The sequence below is a fragment of the Bacillus sp. FSL W8-0519 genome, assembly GCF_038005585.1.
GTDB lineage: Bacteria > Bacillota > Bacilli > Bacillales > Bacillaceae_G > Bacillus_A > Bacillus_A paranthracis.
The window spans coordinates 12,281-38,091 of sequence record NZ_JBBOTL010000003.1; the positions used below are offsets into that span (position 1 = coordinate 12,281).

Below are 25,811 nucleotides of genomic sequence, written 5' to 3' on the forward strand. Positions count from 1 at the left end.
ATGGGATCATTACGCGAGTTATTAGTCAGTATTGACTTTGATAATGTAAATACAGCTGTCTTAGATCAAATAGAACGAGATGTTGATGATATAGAAGATGCCCTGGAAGAAATGGGCAATGAAATAGATGAGGTAATGGCTGAATTCGCTGAAATCGCAGCAGTTGGTAGTGCAGCATTTGATGAAATATCTTCAGAAGCACATGGTGCAGCAAATGCCATTGATGAAATCGGTGATGAAGCGCAAGGTGCAGTAGCAGGACTTGCAGAGTTGGCAGCCGTTGGTGATGGAATGCTTGATGGAATTGAAACCCAAGCAGACCAGACAGGCCGTGCACTTGATGAAATAGGAGATCAAGCAAATGATGCGGCGACACAAATTGTGGTATTGGGCGCAACGGGTAGTGCATCCATGCGAGAACTTGAAAGGGCAGCTCAAAGCGCAGCGAGAGAAGTAGATAATGTTGGCGATGAAGCTCAAACGTCAGCTTTAAAAATAGGACTCATTACAACCGCACTTGTAGCATTAACCGCAGTTGGTTCGGCTGCTATTGCTCCACTTGTAGCAGGCATATTAGGATTAGGTGCATCATTTACAGCGGCAGGTATTGGAGTTGCTGCATTTGGTGCTGTTTCTATTTCTGTACTTGGTCAATTATTTGAAAAAGCTGATGAAGTATCCAAACTCGAAGAAAAAATAGCAAATGCAGATACCGCAAAAGAAAAGTTGGCGGCACAGAAGGAACTTGCGGCAGTTTACGATGATATGAGTAAGTCACAAAAGGATGCATTGACGCAATTACAGGAATTTAAATCGTTCTGGGGAGACTTCACAAAGCAATTTGAAAATCCTATATTCGATGCTTTCAACCAAGGGTTAAAGTTAACACAAGCTACATTAACGAATTTAGCCCCTACAATCGGTAATGTAAGTGCTGTGTTTACGCAACTGTTAGAAGAGTTGAACAAGTACATGTCTGGTGGCGGATTAAATAGCTTCTTTGAATGGTTAAGCACAACGGCATCTAGTAGCCTTTATAACTGGGCGCATATATTCGGTAATACATTTGCTGGTATTTTCGAATTACTGCAAGCATTTACGCCACTAGGACAGCAAATGGAACAAGGTTTACTGAGCCTAACTGAGAAGTTTAAGACTTGGGCAGCCAGTGTAGGAGAGTCACAAGGATTTAAAGATTTCATTGAGTATGTTAAAACAAATGGCCCTGTTTTGATGGAAATATTAGGGAACCTAGTTGATTTCATCGTCAATGTGGGTATAGCTTTAGCTCCACTAGGGGAGCAATTGCTTGGTTTAATCAATAATTTAACAAACTTCCTTGCTACGTCAGAGGGAGTGCAAGAATTCTTCCAAATGCTATCCGATATAGGAATAAGCATTATAGACAATTGGGGTCCGATTTCTGATATCCTGATTAGTTTAGCGGCTGGTGTAGGGGCATTTAAGTTAGCTATGTTAGGTATGGAAATCATCGGTGTGATAAATACATTGATGATGGCATGGCGAACAGGCACATTGATGCAGACAATTGCTCAATGGGGATTAAATGCCGCGATGTGGGCAAACCCTATTACATGGATCATTGCAGCTATTGCAGCTCTGATTGCTATAGGTGTACTACTTTATCTAAACTGGGATACAGTAAAGGCAAAAGCGCTTGAATTGTGGGCTAGTTTAAAAGAAAAGTGGGAATCCATAAAATCCGATACGATGGAAAAATGGAATGCCGTGAAGGAATATGTGGGTACTGCGATTGATGAAGCAAAAACGAAGGTTGTTAACAAGGCACAAGAAATTTGGCAAGGGATAGTTGATAAATGGAATTCTGTGAAACAATCAACACAGGACACTTGGGATTCTATAAAAACAGCCATAAGTGATGCGATGAGTAGTGCCGGGGCAGCTATCAAGGATTTCTTCAGCCCGCTGTTAAACTTCATCGATAAGGCAAAAAGTGCTTGGGATGGATTTGTTGGTAAAATAACCAGCTTTAAGATGCCGTCATTTAGTTTTCCGTCATTGCCATCCTGGTTAGGTGGCGGTGGAGCGGATGGAAGTCACGCTACAGGTCTTGCACAAGTGCCGTTCGACGGTTATTGTATAGCCGCTTAATAGAGAAATCTATTTTGAAAAATCGGGTAAAATCGGTAAAAGGCTGAGATGCTAATGCCGAGGTAAACGAGAACACCACTCGTCACTGTAACGCGTAGTAGGTGAGCGATAAGGGAGCGATAATCCTACCAAGAGTGCCCGACATCCTAACATGAAAGATGAGGATGAAAACGTACGCTGAACTTGCACTAATATGAAGTGTAAGAACTAGAGGATAAAAAGCCTTTAGGATAACAAATTGTATCGAGCGATACTTCATAAAGATGAAGCCGTATTAACCGCACGGCAATCTAACGCTTTACGTGATGCAGGAATATTAGGAACAACTGGATCAAGACCAACGTTAAATCTTGAAAAAGATGGCCCGTCTGGTGGAAGTAGTGGCGGTGGTGGTTCTTCAAATGCTGCATTTTCACCGCAAGTTGTTATCCATATTAACGGCGGTGGAGATAGTGCGGATACAATTGCACAAAAAGCGAAAGAAGCGGCAAAGAAAGCATTAGAAGAGTTTTGGAATGACATGAATCTAGCAACATAGAGGTAGGTGGTCTTGTGCCAAAAGCAAAGCTAGGTGACATTATTTTAGATACAGTTTACAGTGAGAATCCTAAGTACGGGGTGAAAGTAACAGAACATCCAATTGAGTCTGGAGAATCTATTGCAGATCATGTAGAAAGAGAAACAGATAAAATGGATTTAAGCGGGGTTCTCACTGGACCTGATGCTGCAGCACGATTATTAAAATTAATTTCGTATCAAAAGCAAGGTAAGTTATTGAATTATGTGTACCGGAATGGGTGGTACAACGTTGTTATTGAAAGTTTTAATACTACACATGATGTAGATGTAAAAGGCGGTTTAAAATTCAGCATGACCTTAGTGGCAGTGCGGATTGCTAAACCGTCTGTTTTAGCTGAAGCGATGCAAACAAAAGCGGTGTCTTCAGCAGGACGTAAACAACCTACAGGGTAGGTGATAAAGTGCATATTGAAATTACAAAAGAAGAGATTCCATACCGTTTTGAAATGGAGCTAGCAAAAGAATTATTTACATTCGAGGTTCATTACAATAAACGATTTGACTTTTTCACAATTGGTATTGAAAAAGATGGGCAGGTTATTGTCGCTGGAGAAAAAGTAGTTTTGGATTTACCGTTGTTTTATGCGCTGAATGATAAGCGACTTCCAAAAGTAACAGTCACTCCTAAAGATAATAGCGGTACTGAAACACGAGTCACCTTTGAAAACTTCGGTAAGACCGTGTTATTAGAGATAGGGGGATTGTTATGAGTATGTTATGGGGGCGCAAATATGAAGTAATTATAGGCAATACAGTCTTTAAAAATGAAGACTTTACTATAAATTTTGATGTTCCATTTGATGATGGAGCTGATCCGAATATATCTGAAATTGAGATATACAACTTAAAAGACTCAACAATTAATAGCATACAAGATAGGCAACCCGTTATTTTAAATGCAGGGTATCAATCAGATGTGGGGGCTGTTTTAGTTGGGTTTGTAAGAAATCCCCGTACTGAATGGAGTGGCGTGGATAAAATTACAAAGATTAATGTGATTGATGTGAACGATAAATGGATGGAGCAGTGGGTGGATAAAACCTATGCAGAAAATATAACGGGAAAACAAGTATTAAGTGACCTAATCAGCATGAGCGGATTGCAGATTGGGTCATTTGTTTTGCCAATAAATATTGTGTACAAGAATGCTAAAACCGTAAAAACAATGCTAGGCCAAGCAATTGGCGAAGTAGCAAAAGATTGTGGAGCGAAAATGCATGTGAACCGTGGAAGCATATTTATTCGAGATAAATTTGACGGTGATAGAATTGGTTTTATCTTGGACAAAGAACATGGATTAATCGGTACACCTTCACCAGTGGAAAGTAGTTATGAAGTCGGTATTGATGAGAGTAAAAAGAAAATTGTAATGAAGGGGTTTAAGGTAGTATCTTTACTCCACCACCGAATTACAACAGATAGTATTCTTCAAATTAAATCAAAAACGGCTAATGGCATTTTTCGAGTGGAGAAGGGTAGGCATAAAGCAAACGGAAACACGTACTTTACCGAAATGGAAGTGTATCCAGTATGAGAGAAGCAAATGACTTTTTTCAGAAATTTAAAAAGAACATGGTTGGTGGCTTAAATACTTGCGCGATTGGAGAGATAGTTACTTATGATCCTATCAAATCGAAAGCCGATGTAAAACTGCTTCCTGGTGACACTCTTATTAAATCCGTGCCAGTTGGAATACAGCAAACCGCAGAGTTCTTTATTAGAATGCCATATAAACGTGGAGATACTGTGTTAGTAGTCTTTGTGCAAAGGGAAATAGATAACATTATGTATCAGGCTAACAACCCTGCAAGCCAGCGTATGCTCGCGGTAGATGATGCTGTTGTAGTGTGTGGGATTAACCTTTTTACAAATGATTTACCTGCAACAGATACAGATAAACTCGTAGTTGGTGAAAAGTCCGGTAGCGCGACGTTTACTATTGGCGGAGGGAATGTTGTTATTAATGGAAACATCAGCTTAAAAGGGTCAGTTGATGTGAACGGTACGCCACTACAGCCGGGAGGGACTAACTTTTGAAAAACTTATACATTAACCCTGCTAATAATGATCTTGAGTTAGATGGACAGAACTCTTTCAAAATGGTCCATGATGATGATGAACTTGTGCAGGCTGTAACTGTAACATTTAAAACAGCGAAAGGTTCATGGTTTTTAAATCCTAATGGTCATGGTTTTGATCGTACGACTGTACAAGCAAAACAGTATGATGAAGCACTTGTAACAAATGCATTGTTTGAAGCTGCTTTACAAGATGACCGTGTAGAAAACTTACAAGACATTACATTTGACTACAATAAAGCAATTCGTAAGCTTTCTGTCGATTTCAAATTCACGAAAAAAGAAACAGGAGAAACATTAGAAGGGAGGGTGTAATGCGTGTTAACTGCACAAGGATTTATACGCAAGCGGTATGCTGATTTTATTACGGAAATGGAAGAACAAGCTCGTAAGTTATGGGGGAATGATGTTAATTTATCAGAGCGTGGCCCGTTGGGATTGTTTATTCAAAACATTGCTTTTGCTAGAGCAGAAGAAAACGAACAAGCAGAACAGATATATTATAGTGCATATTACTTTACTGCTGAAGGAGTAAGTTTAGACTATACTGCTAAAAATCGTGGAATGGAGCGAAATCGAGCTGAATCTGCGATGGGTATAGTTAGATTCTCTGTGGAACCAGGAATATCAGTGAATAAAGGGACGATTGTCGCTACAAAGGATAATATCGAATTTATAACTACTGATTTTATTCGAGATGAAGATGGTGATGGTATTATCGACATTCCAATTAAAGCGTTAATACCAGGGACACAAGGGAATGTATTGCCAAATACCATTACTGAAATCATTACGCCAGCGGTTGGTGTAAACTCTGTTACTAATCCCATGCAAACTTTATACGGAAATGAGGAAGAAACAGATATTGAATTCCGTAGAAGGTACGCAAATTCCTTTTCTACAAACTCATCGACAGTGGAAGGTATTCGTACAAAATTATTAAATGAAGTACCAGGAATACGAACGGCTGTAGTCTTTGAAAATACAGACAGTTCCCCTGATACGTACGGGCGTCCCCCTCATTCATTTGAAGCTGTTGTTTATGGCGGTGAGGATACCGAGATTGTAAAAGCATTATTAGAAAAGAAACCAGCAGGAATAAGATCGTTTGGCGAAAAAACATTTGAAATAATTGATGAAGCAGGTAACGAGCATACAATTGGATTCAGTAGAGCTGAAGAAATTAAAGTGTATGTACGAGTTACTGTACAACGTGACGGAGAATTCCCTGCAATCGTTATGGGTAAGAAGATGATTGAAAAAGAGGTTATCAAATATATAGGTGGACTTGATAGTAGCGGGGTTACGTACAACGGTTTAAGCATGGGAGACACGGTTGTTGTAGGGAAGATTACAGCAAATATCTTTTCTACTATACCTGGTGTGAAAGACTGTATTGTAGAGCTATCAAAAGATGGTGTGAAATGGAACAGTTTAAACTTTAAAACAGACCGATTGCAAGTGCCGACAACGGATTACCGTAGGGTTGTGATTAAAATTGACTAGTGTATATCAAAAACTAATTAAAAGAATAACAGATAACTATCGTCGAGATGATAACAGTAATGTTTCAAAAATGATGAGGTTAGCAGCACATCATATTCAAGAAAATGAAGATTTACTAAACAAAATACATGATTGGCGAGATATAGATCAAGTAGAAGGAGTAACGCTTGATTATATAGGACGCAACATAGGGCAAGATCGTATGGGATTTGATGATGATACTTTCAGAGGGCTTATAAAAGCGAGAATTATTCGTAATAACTCTGATGGTACCATTCCAACTATTCTACGATTCTTGTCTTTTATTTTGGGTGTAGAAAAGAATCATATAAGAATCCGAGAAAAATGGAAGGCTGGAGAACCAGTCGGTTTGTATATTGAAATCGACATGGAGTTTGTCCTTAATTTAGGGATAGCAGTTGAAGATTTCGGATACATCGTAAACGAATTAGTCGTATGTGGTGTTCATGCTGACATTTACTTTGTGGGTTCTTTCATGTTCTCTGACTATGAAGATGAAATACAAATAGATAGTGTTTCTGGTCTAGGTCAATTTGTATCTAATGAGTTTTTCTATCCTGAAGATTTTTATTTCAGTAGTACAAATGATAGCCAAATGGATAAAGAAACAGGATTTGCAAATTACGAAGAAGGACAAGGTGGAAAGCTAGGAGGGTATTTTAAAATGAATACATTCAAAGACGGGACACAAGAAGTATTAAAACCTTGGTGAAGGAGGATATGTATGGCAGAATTTGAAAGAAGATTACCCGGTTGGAACGCTCAAGGAATTGAACCCCCACTTAGTAAAATAGATGAAGGATGGAAAAAGAATGAACGACCACCAGCCGAATATATGAACTTCCTTCACTATACAACTTATGAAGCTATTAAAGAATTGCAAGAAAATGCGGTTCATAAAAAGGATTACTTTAATGTAATGACTTTTGGAGCAAAAGGGGATGGAGTCGCTGATGATAGACCGTTTATACAGGAAGCTATTGATTATGTAGCGTCTTTACCGAACGGCGGTACAATTATCTTACCAGATGATAAAGTATTTTTGCTAAAATCTTGTACTGACGACGGTGTATCGAAAAAGGTATTGGTTTTAAAATCAAAAGTTTCTATTGCAGGTAGCGGTGTATTGAAAATATCTGATAATTTTGGTGATTATCATAGTTTGTTGAATAATAGTGAAGATTTATACAATGTCACTTTAAAGGATTTCACCATTGACGATAACACTACTGGAAATCCGATGACTAACATACCTAACGAAACTAGTAAAAACTACCGAGCGGCCATATATATATGGCATCGACACAAAGAATGTAAGGACATAAATATCGATAATATAACTTTCAAAGATTGCTGTGGTGTATGGCAAATTACATCAGGGAAAATAATCGGTGGTAATGTTAAAAATTGTAGAATTTATTATACAAAAATATCTCCAAGCATTTCATATGACAGAACTTCAATATATTTCGGGGCGCTAGGAGGAGTTATATCCAATAATATATTAAAAGGTTCTGCCTTTGCCAACACCGCAATCGAACTGCATGGAAATAAAATTATATGCAGCGGGAATATAGTTGATGGATATAATTCAGGTATATTCATTGTTAATGATAAAGAAATCATTGGTAACGGCGATTTCGAAGGCGTAATTGTAGATGGGAATACATTTCAAGATGTTAAAGTTGGAATCATGCCTTGGTTCAGCGATGATGTACAGGTGAAAAATCTTAAAATAACAAACAATTTGATAAATCTAAGTCCGACTAGAAAAGGGATGTCGCTAAAATTAGGTGGCAACGGTATTTCTTTTTGGCCGATATGGGGGATAAAATTATTAGCCAATATCGAAATAACAAACAACTTGATCTATACAAATTTTGAAGGAGACATAGGTCAAGATGATCCAACAGAAAAATTTTACGGTTTACTAGTTCCTATGTACAGAAATGGTCACTTATATGAAATAGATAATATGATTATTCGCGGAAATACAATTGTTAATCCTATAAGTGGTGGTATTCGTTTGGAATTAGGTGGTTCGGCAAATGGTTCTATCGTAAAGGGATTAATTATAGAAAGTAACACCATTAAAAACCCTGGACAAATCAAGAAGGCAGATGGTCTACAACTTGTTGGAATTCCTAAGTACTTTGCTAGCAAAGTTATTAATAATACATTTATTGACGATAGACAGACAGCCCTATTATCAAAAGCCATAAACTATTACAATGGCGGTTTAACTACAGATGATGCAACAGATCAGTTGCAAATTTCGGATAATACAATAAATGTATTAGATAAAAATAGCAAATCAATATTCGAAGATTATATAAATCTAGAAGGTCCGTGTTATATCAAAATGCAAGTAGATGGTTGTTCGAAAAATTCATTATTGCAATTGAAAGCGAAAGTTGGATCAATAATCGAAGATGTAAAGTACGGGAGGGTTTATAAACAAGTAGATGCTCCTAACGGGATAAGGTGGATTAGTGAAAGTTATGGAATGTCAGAACCTAAAGAAGGTTTTTGGAGAGCTAACGACATTGTTAAATCAACTAAACCGCCCACTGTTGGAAATTCATTAGGGTGGATATGTTATCAGTCGGGAATTGCATGTAGTATCAGTTGGTCACCATTGACAAATTACACGCTAGGTCAACAAGTTAATAAAGGTGGACTTGTCTTTGAATGTATTTTAGAAGGTACTAGTGGAACTAACGGACCTAGTGGAACGGGATCAGGTATTGTAGATGGTACTGTAACATGGAGATTTTTAGATTGGAGCGCATTGTTTAAACCGTATGGAATTTACAATTAGAAAGGAGAGGGTATTTTGGTCGTAGGAAAATTCACCAACCCACTTCCTGAGTGGCATGATAAAGGTGTAGAACCGCCTCAAGATTTGAAAGATACAGGTTGGCAGGTTGCACAAAGGCCGCCAGCCTCTTATTTTGATTGGTTTTTCAATCGGACGTATGAAGCGTTAAAAGAGTTGCAGGAGAAAGCGACACACATAGATGCGGTAGGGTTACTTGCTAATTTAACGACAACAAATAAAGCAACAATTGTAGCGGCAATTAATGAACTAGATGCAGAACTAGGTGTTTTGTCAACATTGACAACAACAGCGAAAACTAATTTAGTAATAGCTATTAATGAATTAGATAAAGAATTTGGAAATTTGTCTGAGTTAACAACAACAGATAAGACTACATTAGTAGCAGCAATCAATGAGTTGGACAAGGAGTTAGGTGTATTAAGTACATTGACTACTACAGCAAAGACGACAGTTGTAGCTGCGATCAATGAATTAGATTCCGAAGTCGGAACTCTCACCACATTAACAACGACAGCCAAAAGCACATTAGTTGCAGCGGTAAATGAATTAGATGGTGAACATGGTTCTTTAACTACTCTAACTACAACAGCAAAAAACACATTGGTTTCTGCTATTAATGAACTAGACAGTGAATTAGGTATTTTAACCGGACTAACAACTGCAGTTAAAACCACTATTGTAGCAGCAATCAATGAAGTGAAGTCGCAAGCAAACGATAATGAAACAAGAAGTAAAAATAATGAAGTCATGCATTGGATGAGTATATAAGGAGGGATACAATGGTTACACCAAAAAAGTTATATAATAACAAACCAGGTACAACATCAGCGACATTAGCTACAGCTGTATTAGGAAAAACAACCATAGCGAAAGAAATCACACTTACGAATACATCTGGTACATCAGCGACAGTTACCATTTTATTTGACGGCACTGAAATTCTTGCAGCTAAAAGTGTTCCACCAAATGAAACTATTGTACTTGCCTTATCAAGCGTGTTGGAACCAGGTGATTTAATCACAGGTATTCAAGGTACAGCAAATGCTATTGCAGTGACAATTAGCGGAGTAGAAATGTAATGTATAAGGTAGCAGAGCTTTCTCAAGATTACGCTTCTGACGGTGCCGCTGTTAGTACTCCCGTCACTTTGACAAGCACTATTACCAAAGACAGTAAAGTAAAAATATGGTTATCTGGAGATTTTAATGAAGCTGACGAAATATTCACCTTGAAAATCGAGGGGAATCAGATATATTCAGCGGCGACAAACTCAGGACAAGATGAGATTTTAGTAACAAAAAAAGAATCCGCTCATTATTTAGGCGAATTTTCTATACCTGCTTCTTTGATAGGAAAACAAGACGTAACAGTCACAGGGATGACTTCACCAGCTGTAAACAACAGTAAGAATCCAGCAGCGAGATCGTGGGTAGAAATATGGTCTGATTGGATAATAAATGGCGATGGCAATTCCGCGTATGACAATAAGAAAAGAGGATACCAGATTCCTATGTTAGGAAATCGTGGAAGAGGTATTTATTCATATTAAGCAAATCAAGCGCACAATGGTGGGCTTTTTATTTTGCTTAAAGGAGTGAGGAAATGACAATTGAAGTAGGAGTTCTTATTGCAATCGCATCAGCGTTTATAGGGTATATGTCTTATTCACTGAATCGCTCGAAAGAGATTAAGTCAGATGGTAGACAAGGGGCAGAAACAAACGCGAAATTAGAGTACATCAGTAAAGGTGTGGATGATATCCGCATTGATTTAAAGGCGAATGAAAAGCAGATGATTGTGCTGGGTGAGCGTATTACAAGGGTAGAAGAAAGTTCCAAGCAAGCCCATAAACGTTTAGATAATGTAGAAAAGGAGATGGGTTGATTATGAAAGAGAAATTAAAGAATCGTGGTTTGTGGGTGGCATTATTCGCACTGTTAGGGATGGTCCTTATGGATACCGTCCCTCATTTTAATTTAGGGCGTTATCAAGAGTACGTGGATATACTGCTCTTTATTTTAGCTGCTGCTGGTGTCATTTCGAATCCGAACGCAGGTAAATGGTTCGCTGATCAAGATAAAAAAAGGAGAGGGTAAATAATGGGTCACGTTGTAGATATTTCAAAATGGAACGGGAATATTAATTGGCCAGTTGCAAAACAGTACTTGGATTTTGTAATTGCTCGTGTGCAAGACGGTTCAAATTACGCAGATCCACTATATAAAGGATATGTACAAGCCATGAAGCAACATGGCATTCCATTTGGTAACTATGCATTTTGCCGATTTATTTCCATTGCTGATGCAAAGAAAGAAGCACAAGATTTCTGGAACCGTGGTGATAAGAGCGCTACGGTTTGGGTGGCTGATGTAGAAGTAAAAACAATGGATGATATGAGAGCTGGTACACAAGCATTTATCGATGAATTACGCCGATTAGGTGCAGGGAAAGTCGGCTTATATGTTGGCCATCATATGTATGCGCCTTTTGGTATGGCGAATGTAAAGAGTGACTTTGTATGGATTCCACGTTATGGAGGTAATAAGCCAGCTTATCCATGCGATATTTGGCAGTATACTGAAACAGGTAATGTTCCTGGTATCGGGAAGTGTGATTTAAATTCTCTAATTGGTAGCAAATCATTAGCTTGGTTTACAGAAGAGAAACAGCCAGAACAAGATATTGCCAATAGTGGTTACCAATATGTTAAATCAGGAGGTTTTGGCATTTCAATGGCCCAAGAAGTTCTAAATGCTATGAATGAGCGTGGAATTAAAGGAAAGGTTGTATCTGATCCTTTAACTGGTGTGGCGTACTTACAAACAGAAGTATTACCTAATACAGAATTAGATAAAATTACTTGGTGGATGGATACTCGACCAGGTGGAAAATGGTTTTACGAGTATATCAAAGTGAAGTAATTGTTAAAGCCGTCCTTAATTGGGCGGCTTTTTTTATTTGGGAAAATACTTTTTATGTACAGGAAACAAAAGCATATCCACCGCATATAGCTAATAGCGTACAGCGCGCTTATAGCTAACAAACAAGTCCACTGCAAAAGTAGGGCTATTTTTTATGTCTTTTTCGGTAATAGCGGTATTATCGTTTTACATAGTCCAAAAGTCAGTGACTTGCTTCCTTGGTTCATGTTTTCTAACTATCTTCATGATCTTCTGCATGGTAGTTGGAGAAGGTACATAATCCTTATCATTACACAACTGTCCCAACGTATTTCTGTTCACTTTACTAACTTTGGAAAACTCCTGTATTGAATAATCGTAGTTAGCTATAAATTTAGCTAACTTTGTTTTGTGTCTTCCAATACCTCTACCCCACACATGAATCTCCTCCGTAATCTTTTTTAACCATCCTTGTCCAAAATGCAAAAAACTATACGCAATTGCAAAAAAGAATTGGCATATTGAGCAAGCAGCACGAAATATCATTTATCAAAGCGATATCACCGCTACTACCAAAAGGAGTGTTATAGATGGCTAAATTCAGTAAACCAGTGGCTTTTAATCCAGAGAAGAACGAAAAAGATAGATTAATGCTACAACATGTTAAACGTCGTAATTTTAGCGGATACGTGAAGAAACTAATTTGGGAAGCTATGAGTCTCGTGGAAGTAGAAAAAGAGCATACAAAGCAATCTGAACAGCCAAAAGTGGAAGAAATCAAAATTAAAACAGAAAAAGTAATAACTCCTGCTCCATCTTCAAAACCAAAACCGCAACCAACTGCATCCGAACGGATCCAACAACTTAAATCGCAAACAAAGAAGCAGCAGACTTCAATAAGCCCACTGCCATTTATGCCATCTAGCCCACAAAAATATTAACTAACGTACCAATAACTGCCCCTACTGCTATAGCGATAGCTACATGCATTCGTAATCCCTCCATTTTTAAGGATTTACCGTTAGTATGTCCATTTTAAAAAAAATAACATGTGAGAGGTGTACATCATGGCGAAAACAGAGGTAATACCGTTTCGTTCGTTTATGGATGGAAGCTACAAGAACAAGAAGAAAAGCGATGTTACCGCATTAAAAAGAGTTATTACCGGTACTACCGGATCTCTTATTATGATCCTACCCAAAGCGGCACTTGCGGCTACTGTTAATAGCACTTTTGGAAATGTCCATGGAGCGATTATGAACGCCTTCGATGCAGGGGTAGTGCTTGTCATTATTTTTAGTGGAGCTAGTTGGGCTTTGGGACATCGTACAAAGGCGTTAGAAATTCTTATAGGTGTGTCTTGTGGATATCTGATTGCTCGCCACGCAATAGACATAAGGGACTTCCTCAGAACAATATAAAAAGACGCACTAATTAATGTGCGCCCAACGCGTTCCGCTATTTATGCGACTTATTATACTAGGGTCTATATTGAATTTCGCAGCGATGTCTTTCTTCATCAGACCTTTAGCGAGTAGTGCTTTTATTTCTCTCACATCATTATCTGTCAATTTACTAAAGGCGTTCCCTTCACCTTTTGGTGCCACACCTTTTCTTAAACCCAAGTTAAATGCATGAATTGTATTTTCTCTATAAGTAACTATTTCTAAATTTGAAGGTTTGTTGTTAAGTTTATCTCCATCAATATGATTGACGATTAAATCAATATTTTCCTTACCGTATTTTAAAAAGCTAATAATTTGATGCAGACCAATCATTTTTTGTTTAAATTTTATTTTTGCGTAACCTTGTACGATTTGAGGTCTTCTATTTAGAATTACACCATTTTCATAATCGATATTTAACAAATGAATGTACTTTTTAATATGTTCATAGGTTTCTATTTTCATTAATTAAATAACCAACTCCTTCTATATTTGTATGAAAATTGTAACATATTTAAAGCAATAGAAACAAAGAAAGGGGACTGATTTATGAAGTTTGTACTAAGTGGCGGTCAAATGATTTTAGCGAATGCAGGTGGTTATATCGGAGAAAAAGCAAAAGAAGGTTCATTTATGGATGCTTTAAATAGTTTTAGCGATAGTATTGTTCATACAGAAGTGGAGTTCATTTTAAAGCCCGTCGGTTATTTCTTAAAAGAGTGTGGTTCATTGCTATGGGATTGGTTTATTGTGAGTCTTCCCGACATCATGGGGTACACGACAATTGCAGCAGGAGCATTCATCATTATTTCATCCATGTTAGGTAAAGGAAGCATGATGAAAACGATAAGTTGGTACACAGCACTGTTAATTCTTGCTCTTACCATACTTGGAGGTGTGTGAAGTGGATGAGAAAAAAGAAGAAAATTTACCGGATCAGGAGCAGAAGTTTTACTATCCTGCACTTTATCTTGGTGGTGTGCCGGCAGAAATACCAAAGAAGAAAAAGAAGTGGTGGAAGCGAACGGAAACTATAGCGTGGTCTGATTTCTTCCAAGTAGAGCAAAACAAAATGGTTGTGTATCGTATTATTCCTCACAGTAATGTTACAAATAACACGCGCCGATTATGGAAAGCCATTTATAAGATGTATGAAATGTATGAGTCGCCAGGGACCCGTTTAGAACGTGATGGACTACGCTTTATGTATCGTGAAAAGGATTTATTTTGGTTCGATGTGATATTTAAACAAGAGAACGGCCAGAAGAAAATTGAGTTTTATGTTTCTACATCAGAATATCAAGCAACCAAGTTAAAACGAAAATTAGAAAATAAGATGAGTGTCACAATTAAAGAAGCTTCCCTTGAGCAAATACAAGTCCCGGAAGAAAATACGATTGTCCAGGAGTTAAAATATCTTAAACACGATATATTTAGCTTGAACACAAATGCAAACGAGCAGAAGACCCCTATTGCAGCAGTCATGAACACAATAGACGAATTACAGTTTGATGGTGACTTTGCAAGGCTAAGTATCTGTAATGAAGCAGAGAACCGTCAGAAGTGGATAAAAAACGCATCTTGGGCTTATGAGAAGCTTTCTAAAGGAAAAGTACCGCAAAGAGCTACAATAAACTCCAGGATGGTGATAGGGGCTTCAAAACAGGCACTTGGAGGTTTCGTGAATGAAGTGAATTTCCTAATAACGGATTTGTTTAACGCTTTATCAAATACATTTTTCAAAAGTAATAAGTCATATGAAAAAGGAAAAGTAGTTGATAAGCCGTTTAGCCTGGAGGATGAAATTAATTCGCGTCATATCAGTAATGCAAGTCGTGAAAAATTAAACAATCCTGTATTTAAAAGTCATATACGCATAGCAGCGCACTCACAAGACCGTCTGACACGCGAAACGATGAGTGAAACGTCAGCCCTCTCATTTAGCGAAATAGCGGATAATAACGAATTACATGGCGTTAAAATTAACAATCAGAGCAGGAAAAAAGAAGTACTCCAAGAGTTAAATACATTACACCTCTCCAAACGTACGAAAATGAACGGTAATGTTAATTTAATCTCTACTGATGAAATGGCTAAGTTAGCAATGCAAATGCCTACAGCGGAACTGCAACGGCGGTATGAGGAAGCATTAAGCGTGAAAAAGAGAACGGAAACGGATATTCCAAGTGTATTATGTGATCCGAATGGGATTCATTTAGGAGAGAGTGAGTTGAAAGATAAGAAAATACCAATCTATTTCCCTGTTAAAAATCCAGATGAATTGTATAAAGGTTACACATTTATTGGGCAACAGGGTTCTGGAAAAGACACTGCCATCAAAAATTGGGTAGTAGATGGATGTTTAAATCATGGTATCAGCGCTATTATTCCTGAAGTAATTTGCGAAGCAGGAGAGCGTGGTATGGCTGACGGTATAAGGGATGCTCTGCCAAGTGACAAAATAATAGATATTGATTTGAGCGATGAAAATTATATTGTTCCTATGGATCTTACAGAAGTAATTACAAAGTTAGGCCGAAAAGGTGCGAGCAGATTCGCGGACGAAGTAACGGATTTCTTTGGAGACATGGAGAAAATGGCGCGTTCTAAGCGTTACTTAAAAGCGGCAGCAAAGGCAGCAGGTGGATCTTTGTTTAATATCAAGAGAATTATAGAAGATGAAGGATTTCGTATAAGCGTAATTGAACAGCTGCTCCAGGAAGGGAATAAAAGATTAGCAGAAGAGTTGCTTTCATGGGGAACTAATGAAGAGTTAGGAAGCAAAGCAGATGCAGTATTGAATCGTTTAGATGATTTCTTTGGTAACGATACCTTATTTGACATCTTTTCGCAGGATCCAAAGCAAGAGGTGGATTTTGCTAAGTGGATGCAAGAAGGAAAAGTTGTTATTATCCGCATCCCAAACCGCAAATTAGGTGAGCTGGCATCTAAAACACTTGTCCACTGGATTACACTTAAAACATTTATGACACGGATGCTTATGAGCAAAGAAGAACAATCTAATGGCTGTTTCGTTGTTTTTAATGAACCTGAGCAGTACGCTACAGAGGGATTAACTAAGTTGATGGGGCGTATTGGTACAGAAGGGCGTAAGGAGAGACTTGGAGCGTTATATGCATTCCATCATTGGAATAAATTGCCGCACTCTTTACAAGAGAATTTGCAAGGCGGTGGAGTGCAACAAATCCTTTTCTCAAATGACCACATTAAAACATTTGAGTTGTCCCAACACCGACTAGAACCAACAATCTCAATCGATGATGCAGCAAGATTACCACGATTCCATGCAATCATTTCAGTAAGAGCCGGTGGTGATCTGCAACATGCATTTATCTGTAAAATGAAACCTCCAGTTGAACAAAAACATAGTAACTCTTCCCTAACTAAACAGCACACCCAATTGTACGGTCGAAGCTGGGAAGAGTTACAAGGGTAATGGACAATATTTATGTTATGTACTTGTATAAGGATATAGAATAAAAAAAGCCCTGAATAATCAGGGCTTAAATATTTTCTCCGAATTCGAATTCTCCACCGTCACCAAGTAAATCAGCAACACCATTATCTACTTCTTCAGAAACTTTCTTATTCTCGGCTCTATCAATGCCAAGTCCACGATTTTCTTCTCTTGGTAAGCCTTGTGTATCTCCTAATCCGCGATTTTCTAAACGTGGGATGCGAGATTCACTACCATCGATATAATGTAGTAACACATCCATTGGTTCAGAAGTACCGCAACGTTCAGATAGGATTTGATATACTTTTAAGCATTCTTTAAGTTTATCCGTTGTATAACCTCGTTTACCTTTTCCAATTTCATCAAAGTGCTCAATTAGTGCATTCACTTTAACATCTACTTCTGGATCGTAATAGACTTGCAATCGTTCTTTCACTTCGCAGTCATCGCCTTTCCATATTCATGGTATCCACGTGCGTTTGCTGTTTGGCCGTCTTCAACAACTAAGAAGTTAGCTTCTGCACGTTCTCCAAAGTAATCATTGTATAAATGTACAATTCCACCTGTAAATACAACTTTGTCGTATGATCTTAAATCAAATTTATTGTCTTGTAGGAATGTAAAGATGCTGTTGAAGTGTTTCTTAAGAATCTTTTGCACTTCGGCTTTAGCTCTCACATTGATACGACTTCCGCTTACAAGTAACCCATCAAGTAAAATGTTCTGGATGTTAGAAATAGTTAGGTCTTTTAATGAACCGTATTCTTCAACTAATGTATTATAAATGTTAATGTAAGCTTCTTTTGCGCCTTCATTGTTACCAGCGCGCTTGACGATTGTTTTTCCTTTTAACTCAGTTACATCAAGTGTTCCATGTCCACAATCAACAATTAAAGTTAAATCTTTATTTGGAGTAACTGATTTCTTAGCTACTAGATGTAAGTATGTACCGATTGGTTGAGGGATAATTGATACGTTTTGAATATCGACAATAATATCGTTATTGTTAACTTTAATAACTGTACGTCCTTTTAATAACTCTTCTACAATTTTCCCTTTTGTTTTAAAGTGCTGCACTGGAAGTCCAGTTACTAAACGTTCAATCGCAACATCTTGTTTGAAGTCTTTAGCTAAGAATCCGAAAATCATCTTTTTGAATTCAGGAGTTTCATAACGATCCATATCATGTTCGCCAAGAGCAGAGATTGGTTTTAATCCTAGAATACCAACATCTTCACCAGTGAAATACGCTTCACCTTCACTTAACTGTAGAGTTGTAACATCTACATCATCACTGAAATAACTCTCCACATCAGCGATTACAGAAGGTTCTACAATACACTCGCCATTAACGATTCTCTTCGTATATCCATTCCCCAAGTCAATTGAATAAGTTTTGATTTCTAATAAGTCCATTTAAATCTCTCCCCGAGTTTTATTTAAGTTTGATTTAACTCTAATCTGATTTTAATGCCAAATTTTTCATTGGTCAATTTTTATTTTATGTACACCGAACTTAAAATAGACTTTAATTAGAGTTTGTTTAGAGTTTATTTCAAATAAAAAAGAGACTCTTCACCAGAATCTCCACCAAGTTTTCTTTTTCGTTGCTGCTGTCTCCAACAACACGCGCTTTTCTTCCTGCATCTCACGTATAGCGCCCATAAGTTGCTGGTCTCGCTTCTCTAATCTCTCATCGATATACCGCTGTTGCTCGTCCAGTTTCATCGCCATTTTCTTCAACATCTCATTCTGTTGCTGAATCATTTCTTTAAGCTCGTTATATCGCTCGTCATGTTGCTCATTTTTCGTTATAACATCCGTATCAACCTCTGACATACTTTTCTCTTTAACCCATGTCATCACTGCGCCACAAGCCTGTTTTAACGTCATATCAGGGTGTGACTTGATTTCAATTAACTTCCGGAGCGTTATAACATCGTTATCAAGGAATCCACGGTGCCCGTGCTCATTTTTATGGAAATGGTATCCGTGGTCCTCAAGCATGATACAGTACTTACGTAAAGTTGATTCTTGAATCTTAAGCATCATTGCTACGTCTTTGCTGATATATACGGAATGAGAGCTGTCTGTTTTATCTGTCATAACACCATCACCTCGTGTTATAGCATTCGTGATGGTAGGAGGAGAATCCTTGTCTTCGTAAAAATCCCCCTAAAGACTAAAATCTTTATTTACACAACAGATATGGTGCGTGAAATTTCACTTATAAAAGGTTATCCGAAAATAACCTATGCTCTTTTGTATTTCTTCAATACTTCTTCTAAACGTTTGCGTTCTTCTGCTAATTCATCCTCAGATTGTTTAGGCGATGTGTTTTCATCATCTTGATCTTTCACCCAAGAAGGAAGCAATTCTTCTCTAGTTGGTTTTTTCGAAAATGTTTTAGGTTGTTTAACTGCACCTGTCTTTTTACGATTAATATATTCAGTCTCAACTTTCTCAATATCATCAAAACATTGCATTCCTTGTTTATCCCACTGTCTAATAATCCCTTTTATAGTTGCTACATAGTTTGTTGTATCTTTATCTGCTAATCGTTTTATAGATTCGTTTACAATGTCTTTGCCATGAATGGTTGTTAAAGACTCTAATTCTTTTTCTATATATTTAGTCGGTTTTTCTAAGATAGCTAGTTTGAAAAACTCTAAAGGTGATATATCTATACTTACATACTTACTAAAGTAATTTAAAACATTAGTAATTGCTTTAGTATTATTATTAGGATTCTGTACGGAATCCTTTAAAGGTTTCTCTGTGGAATCCTTTGATAAAGGTTTCTCTACAGAATCCTTTACATCTTTTTTAGGTCTTCCGCCTTTGATTGCATAGAACTTAGCTGCTGATTTATAATCTGTTTTCCAATCGCGAACCTTTTCTAAAGGCTTTACCATGCGATTGAAATCATTACACGGATAACGATAAACAATAATGTTCATTGGTTTATGTCCAGTTTTCTGTTTTCGTTCTCCTTGATATTCAATTAAATCTATCAGACCATATTCCCAAAGAGGGATAAGTACCTTCTGACGGAAATACTTTTCTTTTCTTCCTAACTCGTCCCAAATAGATGCAAGAGCACGAGGGACTTTATCGTATTCTCTTTGTTTATTGCTTCGATCAGCCATTGTATATAGTTTTAAATAATCACAGTACGCTGATTCTCCTAATTTATCAATCCAATCCATTGCGGCTACAAAGTGATGTTGTGGTAATCTTAATTCTTCTTTTGAAACTTTACCTTCGGTAACAAACATAGGTGTTTCAGCTAGTAATTGACTTGTAGACATAACAAAAAATCCTCCATTTTCCTCCCCGGCTTAAAATTGGGTATAGGAAAGTAGAGGATTTGTATTTACGTTTTTTTGAAGTTATGATACTATCAATATAGATAGCAACAACTTAATGACGTAACGTACAAAACCTCTGCTTTTGGAGTTTTTAAATGGTGTTCTGGCGACCAACCTTCAACCATCTAAAAACTGTGCCGGGGTTTTTTTATTTTATATAAAAGTATTTGTTTGAAAATCTATGTAACTACCCTCAATCATAGCAGAAGATTGACGAAAAAAGAAGAGAAATCGGGAAGCTTAACGAGGATTAGGAGTTCTTGATAAAATCCAATCGTGCACAAGTGCAAAATCACATATAACCCACCTACGGAAATAGGTGGGCTTTTTATTGTATAAAGAAAAGACACCCTAAGGTGCCTTCCTCCGACTTGAACCATTTTAATTTTAATAATATATATTGGACTCTCATCCAAATAATATTTTACCACGTTAAGTTATATTGTTCATTGAGAAAAAGAAAAAGCCCCAGCGATCGGAGCTTTTCTTTTTTTATTTTAAACCGGCTTGAGATTTGTTTTGTAGTTTACCTTCTTGGAACATAAAGTTCGCATTAGCGCCAAATCCTTTTTCTCCATCCCATTTATACATAATTGTATGGAATTGTTGGCCAGCTTGACCGCTTTCTGATAAAACTTCCCCGTCGCTACCAATAATAGCTTTAACTTCGTCATAACTCATTCCGTTTTGAATTTGATCGAACTCAGCTTTACTAATTCCAGGTTTGTTTTTTGGAGCTTCTTCTTTCTTAGGCTCCTCTTTTTTAGGTTCTTCTTTAGCAGCCGGCGCTTGTGTTTCTTGTTTTGGATCAGTAGAAGCTTTTTCTTTCTTGTCGTCGTCTCCTCCGCCTAATGCCGCCCCAATAGCGCCAAGTACGATTAAAGCAATAATTCCTAAACACCCAAACTTAAAAATTTTACCCATTATGTAGTTCCTCCAATGATAAAATGTAAGATTTTCGAAACTATCATAACAGAAACGGTTACAACTATTTTGTCATATCTTGTCGAATGAAAATAAAAAAAGAGAGCCGTAGCCCTCATTGGTTAATATGGTAAAATTATGTAAAATTTTACCTCTTTCCTTTGGAAATGATTTCTTCTAAAATGAAATCAAATCATAGTATGTCCTTGTTATCTCGTAACATTTTGACATACAACGCTAATTGTTTAGCGAAACGACCTTGCTGACGTCCATCTAGCTCCTCATAAGCTCGTTGGATATCATTGAATAGTAATCCTAATAACGCATCTTCTTTCCTGTCCTCGAAGTTAAGAAGAGCATCTGTGGAGGTGTTAAAAAACGATGCAAGTACCTTTAAACTTTCAAGATCAGGTTCATGACGATCAGTTTCCCAATTTTTAATTTGTCCGCGTGATAAACCTGTTCTCTCAGATAATTGTTCTTGCGTTAAATCGAAAGACTTTCTGAGATTTTTAATGTTTTGTCCGACTGTAGTTTTCATAGTTTGAGTATAATAATCGCCTTATCACTATACCATAATTGGTCGATATTCTAACTTTTTAAATTAATTTAGGTATTTTTACAACCTTTATAAATATGTATAGAACGAATGTTTGTTTAGTGGTAAAATATGCATGTGAGGTCTTCAAACGTTCCATGCATATTTGCATATTTTATTTTTGCATCGCTTGAGAAACCTTGATAATAAGGAATTTCTTAATTTTCTCAATAATTGTCTGATAACTGCATGACTGAAATTTGCCAAAAATGTGATATTATGATAACAAATAAAATAAACGGACGTGAAAAAGACCCACGGTGTAAGTAGTGTTGGAGCACTCTTACACTGCCCCCTACCATCCTAGGGAACATTGTCGCGGATCTCTTACATAATTATAACACATCTTAGATTAATAGTGGCGCGTTTTCCTTTATATGTAATAAATTGGGGTTTACGTGTCTTTTTGTCCAAAGGGAGGACAAAAGTTGTGCAAAAGGTATTAGCGAAAATTTCTAATGATATGGATAATCAAAATATTAATCGCACAAAATTGGTTGAAAAATTAAAAATTGATGGGGCAACTCTTTCAAGGTTTTTGAAAGGAAAGTATCAATTAACTTTTAACAAGTACGGAGAAATTTTGAAAGAAGTATACCCAGAAGAATTAAGGGTTAGAAGAGAAATGTGTAAAATTTATTCCTCTACTTTGAAAAGGCCAGGAAATAAGAGAATTGCGATGTATTATCTTTTAGCGCATGGAGAATTAGATTTGCTAAAAGAATTAATTGACAAAGAGAAAAACGGGAAGTATCGTGAATGGGCTGTTATTTGTGATCTGTTATACCTCAGATATAGCGGCAAATTATCGGGAGATAAGTTGCAAGATAAATTGAATGAAGAAACTAGTCGCTTCAAAGTAAAAACAGACGAAATGAAGGTTTTATGTGGAATAGTAATGCTTCACGTTCGATATGATCAAGAGAACTATAAAGAGATGGTTCGATTGTCTGAAGAACTTATACAACAAACAACAGAAATTGAAAATGCATATATTAAAGATTTCTTAGAGTTTAAAATACAAGAAGCTATTATTTATGGTTTATTAACTTGCGCAGAAATAGAAAAAGCAAGGAAAGTTTGCTTTGAAATAATTAACGATGAATATTCAGAACGATATTTTCCTATATTTAGAGCAACTGCATATGGAGTGTTAGGGCAATCATACATTTTCACGAACTACACTAAGTCATTACATTACTTACGTTTAGCGTTAAAAGTAATAGATAACGGTCCAAAAGAACAAATGCAAAAACGGAAAAATATGATTTTAAATACCATCGACTTTTTAAACATTCATTGGAAAGTTGATTTGCATTTAATTAATCCTATAGTCAAGTCAGAGAAAGCTTATTTAGAGATACAAAAAGGTAATAACGAGAAAGCGATTGCTATTCTAATGGAAATTTTAAGGGAAAACGGTCATTTAGATGCATATGAAACTTTTTACCTTGGTGTCGCTAAAGGTGGAGACAAGAAAATATTAAGCGAAGCTTTACATTTATTCGAACAGTCACAAAATATTTTTTATTCATATTTACCGAAGAAGTATCTAGGCATAATGTCCCAAAAATGCTATAATTTAGTTGGGTGATGCTAAATGAAAAAAATTCTATCGCTAATCACAAGCGTAGCTTTAGCTGGAGGTTTTTTATTCGCTCCCGCTGATAATAAAGAGCAGCCGAAGCAAGTAGCTAAGGAAGCTCAAGAACAAATTACATTGTACTCAGAAATGGGCCCTGGAACAGGGATCTAATTTAATAGATATATTAGAATGACGTCTTCTCTTGCGGAAGACGTCATTCGTCATTTTCGGGGTTGTTGAACTTTTAGTAAAAATACAATAAAGTTCAACGAATGCGAATTAATTCACAAACTACTATGAAGATATCGGAGGATGTTGGGGATGAACAGTGTAGATATGGTAGAGTTAACGAAGGAAATTAAAGAATTATTCGAAAGAGTACATAACGGGGATCAACAAGCAATCGATAAAATCTTAAAAATAAAAAAAGAGATGGGTAGCAACTAGCTCCCATCTCTTTATTCGTTTATTATCTCCATTATTCTTTTTAACTTCTTCTGATCTAAATTCTGTAATTGTTCTAACAGTTCATTTGTGTCGTTTGTGGCATTCTTTGATTTTTCAGCATTTAATGTTCTATGTTCTGATAGACCCATGATGTAATCAGCAGACACATTTGAAAGCCTAGATATTTTTTCAACAGTTTCCCTTGACGGATTTCTTTTTCCGTTTTCATACAATGAAATCATCGTTTTCTTCGCATCTAAAGCTTCAGCAAACTCTCTTTGGCTCATTTTTAACATATCGACACGTATTTCTTTAATTCTAATGCCTATCACGTTATTGTTCATTTTAAACTCCCCTTAATTAACTATAGACTCTCAATAAGACTCCTTATATAAAAGGTAACAAAAAGGTTTGCTACAAGACAACCTTTATTTTTTATTTTAGGGGGTTGCTTTAAGCAAACCCCTTGTTGTATAATCAAATTAACGAAGCACACGAGGTGATACAATGCTAATACTAGATACAGAAAAGGTTAAAAAGTTGCGGTCTGACTTAGGTTATAGTCAAAGCTATGTAGCTCGCAACATTGGATATAAAAACAAATCAATTTATTGCAACTTAGAATTAGGTAATAGACAACCGAGTATAACTAGATTGGTTATGTTAGCTAAATTATTAGATGTAAAAACAGAAGAACTTTTGAAAGAGTCATCATAGAAGACTTTATTTTTTTTACCAAAAGGTTTGCTTGAAGCAAACTATATAAAAGGAGGAAACAAAATGAATCAATTACAAATCATTGGACAACAATATATCGCTGGTTATCGATTCACTGGAATAGAAGGTGGGTTCGGTGAAGAGAAAAAAGCAATGCTAGTTAAAGATATCGCTGTAATTCATGGACAAGCACTGAAAGAAGTGAATAGACGAATCAATGATAACAGAAAAAGATTTAAAGATGGCGTAGATATTATCGATTTAAAAGTGAGTGGGTTTGAGCCACTGAGTTTTACGGACTTAGGATTCAGCAGACAATCTGTTGCTAATTCAAATAATATCTACCTCCTATCAGAACGAGGATACGCAAAACTTTTAAAAATCCTCGAAGATGATACAGCTTGGGAATTATACGATCAATTTGTTGACGGATACTTCAATATGAGGAAACAACAAATAGACACAACTCAACTAAGCCCAGAGCTTCAAATGTTCCAAACGCTTTTCACAACATTAGCTACTCAAGAATTAAACCAGAAGAAGTTGGAACAGAAGGTAGACAACATTAGTGAAATTGTAGCTTTGAACTCTACGGATTGGCGAAAAGATACAACGTTAATTTTAAACAAAATTGCTCGTAAACAAGGTGGTTTCGAAATGTACAGAAAGATTCGAAACGAAAGTTACGAGATCTTAGAGCAAAGAGCCAGCGCTAAATTGAGTATTCGTGTAAACAACAAGAAAAAAATCATGGCATTAGAGGGCGTTTCAAAATCCAAAATCGATAAGGTATCTAATTTAGACATCATAGGTGAAGATAAGCGGTTACTAGAGATTTACCTAGCTATTGTGAAAGAAATGGCAATTCGTTATCAAGTAAACATTAACGAGGCTATATAAAGGAGGAACAATAATGGCAAACGTAAGCGTGAACTCAGTATTGAAAGCAAAACTTTTTAGCGACTTACTAAAACATTTAGATGATGTATCAACGTCATTAATGATTCAACGTGATGACATGTTAGAAAGTGATGAAAACGAGTTAAATATGGAATCTGTTGAAGAGATAAATATTTTGTTAGATAAAAATGAAGAATTTGAGTGTGATATTAAAGCACTGTTAATTACAGAAGTAGACAAAATCCATGAAGAAGTAATGGCAATCTCTTAGAACAGGAGCGATTTAA

At 36.7% G+C, this 25,811-nt stretch carries 34 protein-coding genes; 26 read left to right on the forward strand and 8 right to left on the reverse strand.

Features of this window, described 5'->3' with window-relative positions; all coding sequences use genetic code 11:
• The 18 genes from NST14_RS29925 (at position 1) to NST14_RS30010 (ending at position 13,480) form a co-directional block, all read left to right on the forward strand.
• Complete coding sequence (locus NST14_RS29925) at positions 1-2,133, forward strand: hypothetical protein (protein ID WP_341119512.1); 2,133 nt, start codon at positions 1-3, stop codon at positions 2,131-2,133.
• Between the two features lie 238 nt (positions 2,134-2,371).
• Positions 2,372-2,671: a hypothetical protein gene (locus tag NST14_RS29930; RefSeq protein ID WP_341119513.1), complete on the forward strand. Its 300-nt coding sequence runs from the start codon at positions 2,372-2,374 to the stop codon at positions 2,669-2,671.
• Positions 2,672-2,685: 14 nt separating this feature from the next.
• Entirely contained in the window at positions 2,686-3,105 is a 420-nt protein-coding gene (locus NST14_RS29935) for a phage baseplate protein (protein WP_341119515.1), read from the forward strand.
• Positions 3,106-3,113: 8 nt separating this feature from the next.
• A complete protein-coding gene (locus tag NST14_RS29940; RefSeq protein WP_341119516.1) occupies positions 3,114-3,422 on the forward strand; it encodes a phage baseplate plug family protein in 309 nt (102 codons plus the stop codon).
• Complete coding sequence (locus tag NST14_RS29945) at positions 3,419-4,246, forward strand: phage protein (RefSeq protein WP_341119518.1); 828 nt, start codon at positions 3,419-3,421, stop codon at positions 4,244-4,246. Before NST14_RS29940 ends, NST14_RS29945 begins: the two co-directional genes overlap by 4 nt.
• Positions 4,243-4,749 (forward strand): Gp138 family membrane-puncturing spike protein, encoded by a 507-nt coding sequence (locus tag NST14_RS29950; RefSeq protein WP_341119519.1) that lies wholly within the window; start codon positions 4,243-4,245, stop codon positions 4,747-4,749. The genes NST14_RS29945 and NST14_RS29950 overlap by 4 nt, the downstream gene beginning before the upstream one ends.
• Positions 4,746-5,105: a hypothetical protein gene (locus NST14_RS29955; RefSeq protein WP_341119520.1), complete on the forward strand. Its 360-nt coding sequence runs from the start codon at positions 4,746-4,748 to the stop codon at positions 5,103-5,105. The genes NST14_RS29950 and NST14_RS29955 overlap by 4 nt, the downstream gene beginning before the upstream one ends.
• A 3-nt stretch (positions 5,106-5,108) precedes the next feature.
• The gene (locus tag NST14_RS29960) at positions 5,109-6,296 is read left to right on the forward strand and encodes a baseplate J/gp47 family protein (protein WP_341119522.1); all 1,188 of its coding nucleotides are present in this window, start codon (positions 5,109-5,111) and stop codon (positions 6,294-6,296) included.
• Positions 6,289-7,029 carry a DUF2612 domain-containing protein gene (locus tag NST14_RS29965; RefSeq protein ID WP_341119524.1) on the forward strand — a complete coding sequence of 247 codons (741 nt, stop codon included), beginning with the start codon at positions 6,289-6,291 and terminating at the stop codon, positions 7,027-7,029. Before NST14_RS29960 ends, NST14_RS29965 begins: the two co-directional genes overlap by 8 nt.
• A 12-nt stretch (positions 7,030-7,041) precedes the next feature.
• A complete protein-coding gene (locus tag NST14_RS29970; protein ID WP_341119526.1) occupies positions 7,042-9,138 on the forward strand; it encodes a glycosyl hydrolase family 28-related protein in 2,097 nt (698 codons plus the stop codon).
• 15 nt (positions 9,139-9,153) lie between these two features.
• Positions 9,154-9,927, forward strand: coding sequence for a hypothetical protein (locus NST14_RS29975; protein ID WP_341119528.1), 774 nt, complete (start codon positions 9,154-9,156; stop codon positions 9,925-9,927).
• An 11-nt stretch (positions 9,928-9,938) separates the two neighbouring features.
• A complete protein-coding gene (locus NST14_RS29980) occupies positions 9,939-10,238 on the forward strand; it encodes a hypothetical protein (RefSeq protein ID WP_341119529.1) in 300 nt (99 codons plus the stop codon).
• Complete coding sequence (locus tag NST14_RS29985; protein ID WP_341119531.1) at positions 10,238-10,708, forward strand: hypothetical protein; 471 nt, start codon at positions 10,238-10,240, stop codon at positions 10,706-10,708. The genes NST14_RS29980 and NST14_RS29985 overlap by 1 nt, the downstream gene beginning before the upstream one ends.
• 53 nt (positions 10,709-10,761) lie before the next feature.
• Positions 10,762-11,043, forward strand: coding sequence for a hypothetical protein (locus NST14_RS29990; RefSeq protein WP_341119533.1), 282 nt, complete (start codon positions 10,762-10,764; stop codon positions 11,041-11,043).
• Positions 11,044-11,045: 2 nt separating this feature from the next.
• Positions 11,046-11,255: a hypothetical protein gene (locus tag NST14_RS29995; protein ID WP_341119535.1), complete on the forward strand. Its 210-nt coding sequence runs from the start codon at positions 11,046-11,048 to the stop codon at positions 11,253-11,255.
• A 3-nt stretch (positions 11,256-11,258) separates the two neighbouring features.
• Entirely contained in the window at positions 11,259-12,080 is an 822-nt protein-coding gene (locus tag NST14_RS30000) for a GH25 family lysozyme (RefSeq protein ID WP_341119537.1), read from the forward strand.
• Between the two features lie 569 nt (positions 12,081-12,649).
• Positions 12,650-13,000 carry a hypothetical protein gene (locus NST14_RS30005; RefSeq protein WP_341119538.1) on the forward strand — a complete coding sequence of 117 codons (351 nt, stop codon included), beginning with the start codon at positions 12,650-12,652 and terminating at the stop codon, positions 12,998-13,000.
• A 126-nt stretch (positions 13,001-13,126) separates the two neighbouring features.
• The gene (locus NST14_RS30010) at positions 13,127-13,480 is read left to right on the forward strand and encodes a glycosyltransferase (protein ID WP_341119540.1); all 354 of its coding nucleotides are present in this window, start codon (positions 13,127-13,129) and stop codon (positions 13,478-13,480) included.
• 9 nt (positions 13,481-13,489) lie between these two features.
• On the opposite strand, the gene NST14_RS30015 is transcribed toward NST14_RS30010, so the two are convergent.
• A complete protein-coding gene (locus tag NST14_RS30015; RefSeq protein WP_341119541.1) occupies positions 13,490-13,969 on the reverse strand; it encodes an HNH endonuclease in 480 nt (159 codons plus the stop codon).
• Between the two features lie 84 nt (positions 13,970-14,053).
• On the opposite strand from NST14_RS30015, the gene NST14_RS30020 reads away from it, so the two are divergent.
• Positions 14,054-14,407 (forward strand): hypothetical protein, encoded by a 354-nt coding sequence (locus tag NST14_RS30020; RefSeq protein ID WP_341119543.1) that lies wholly within the window; start codon positions 14,054-14,056, stop codon positions 14,405-14,407.
• Between the two features lies 1 nt (position 14,408).
• Entirely contained in the window at positions 14,409-16,961 is a 2,553-nt protein-coding gene (locus NST14_RS30025; protein WP_341119545.1) for an ATP-binding protein, read from the forward strand.
• A gap of 67 nt (positions 16,962-17,028) precedes the next feature.
• Here NST14_RS30025 and NST14_RS30030 read toward each other — a convergent pair whose 3' ends face one another.
• The 6 genes from NST14_RS30030 to NST14_RS30055 all read right to left on the reverse strand — a co-directional run bounded on the left by NST14_RS30030 (position 17,029) and on the right by NST14_RS30055 (position 21,818).
• Complete coding sequence (locus tag NST14_RS30030; RefSeq protein WP_341119546.1) at positions 17,029-17,418, reverse strand: hypothetical protein; 390 nt, start codon at positions 17,416-17,418, stop codon at positions 17,029-17,031.
• The gene (locus NST14_RS30035) at positions 17,415-18,398 is read right to left on the reverse strand and encodes a ParM/StbA family protein (protein WP_341119548.1); all 984 of its coding nucleotides are present in this window, start codon (positions 18,396-18,398) and stop codon (positions 17,415-17,417) included. The genes NST14_RS30030 and NST14_RS30035 overlap by 4 nt, the downstream gene beginning before the upstream one ends.
• A gap of 159 nt (positions 18,399-18,557) precedes the next feature.
• Positions 18,558-19,088, reverse strand: coding sequence for a DUF3967 domain-containing protein (locus NST14_RS30040; RefSeq protein ID WP_341119550.1), 531 nt, complete (start codon positions 19,086-19,088; stop codon positions 18,558-18,560).
• A 146-nt stretch (positions 19,089-19,234) separates the two neighbouring features.
• Positions 19,235-20,293, reverse strand: coding sequence for a replication protein (locus NST14_RS30045; protein WP_341119551.1), 1,059 nt, complete (start codon positions 20,291-20,293; stop codon positions 19,235-19,237).
• 552 nt (positions 20,294-20,845) lie between these two features.
• Positions 20,846-21,277 carry a DUF3862 domain-containing protein gene (locus tag NST14_RS30050; protein WP_341119553.1) on the reverse strand — a complete coding sequence of 144 codons (432 nt, stop codon included), beginning with the start codon at positions 21,275-21,277 and terminating at the stop codon, positions 20,846-20,848.
• Positions 21,278-21,470: 193 nt separating this feature from the next.
• Positions 21,471-21,818, reverse strand: a complete 348-nt coding sequence (locus NST14_RS30055) for a helix-turn-helix transcriptional regulator (RefSeq protein WP_001992053.1) — start codon at positions 21,816-21,818, stop codon at positions 21,471-21,473.
• A 487-nt stretch (positions 21,819-22,305) separates the two neighbouring features.
• Here NST14_RS30055 and NST14_RS30060 point away from each other — a divergent pair, with 487 nt between their 5' ends.
• From NST14_RS30060 to NST14_RS30070, 3 genes are all read left to right on the forward strand, one after another.
• Complete coding sequence (locus NST14_RS30060) at positions 22,306-23,469, forward strand: AimR family lysis-lysogeny pheromone receptor (protein WP_229180593.1); 1,164 nt, start codon at positions 22,306-22,308, stop codon at positions 23,467-23,469.
• Positions 23,470-23,475: 6 nt separating this feature from the next.
• Complete coding sequence (locus tag NST14_RS30065; protein WP_229180594.1) at positions 23,476-23,631, forward strand: hypothetical protein; 156 nt, start codon at positions 23,476-23,478, stop codon at positions 23,629-23,631.
• 150 nt (positions 23,632-23,781) lie between these two features.
• Complete coding sequence (locus tag NST14_RS30070) at positions 23,782-23,907, forward strand: hypothetical protein (protein ID WP_262737428.1); 126 nt, start codon at positions 23,782-23,784, stop codon at positions 23,905-23,907.
• 11 nt (positions 23,908-23,918) lie between these two features.
• Here the strand turns inward: NST14_RS30070 and NST14_RS30075 are convergent, their stop codons facing one another.
• On the reverse strand, positions 23,919-24,251 hold the full coding sequence (locus NST14_RS30075) for a helix-turn-helix domain-containing protein (protein ID WP_229180595.1): 333 nt from the start codon (positions 24,249-24,251) through the stop codon (positions 23,919-23,921).
• Between the two features lie 163 nt (positions 24,252-24,414).
• Between NST14_RS30075 and NST14_RS30080 the strand changes: the two genes are divergently transcribed.
• The 3 genes from NST14_RS30080 (at position 24,415) to NST14_RS30090 (ending at position 25,795) form a co-directional block, all read left to right on the forward strand.
• The gene (locus NST14_RS30080; RefSeq protein WP_229180596.1) at positions 24,415-24,624 is read left to right on the forward strand and encodes a helix-turn-helix domain-containing protein; all 210 of its coding nucleotides are present in this window, start codon (positions 24,415-24,417) and stop codon (positions 24,622-24,624) included.
• A gap of 63 nt (positions 24,625-24,687) precedes the next feature.
• On the forward strand, positions 24,688-25,524 hold the full coding sequence (locus NST14_RS30085; RefSeq protein ID WP_341119562.1) for an ORF6N domain-containing protein: 837 nt from the start codon (positions 24,688-24,690) through the stop codon (positions 25,522-25,524).
• Between the two features lie 13 nt (positions 25,525-25,537).
• Entirely contained in the window at positions 25,538-25,795 is a 258-nt protein-coding gene (locus NST14_RS30090) for a hypothetical protein (RefSeq protein WP_341119563.1), read from the forward strand.
• Positions 25,796-25,811: the final 16 nt, after the last annotated feature.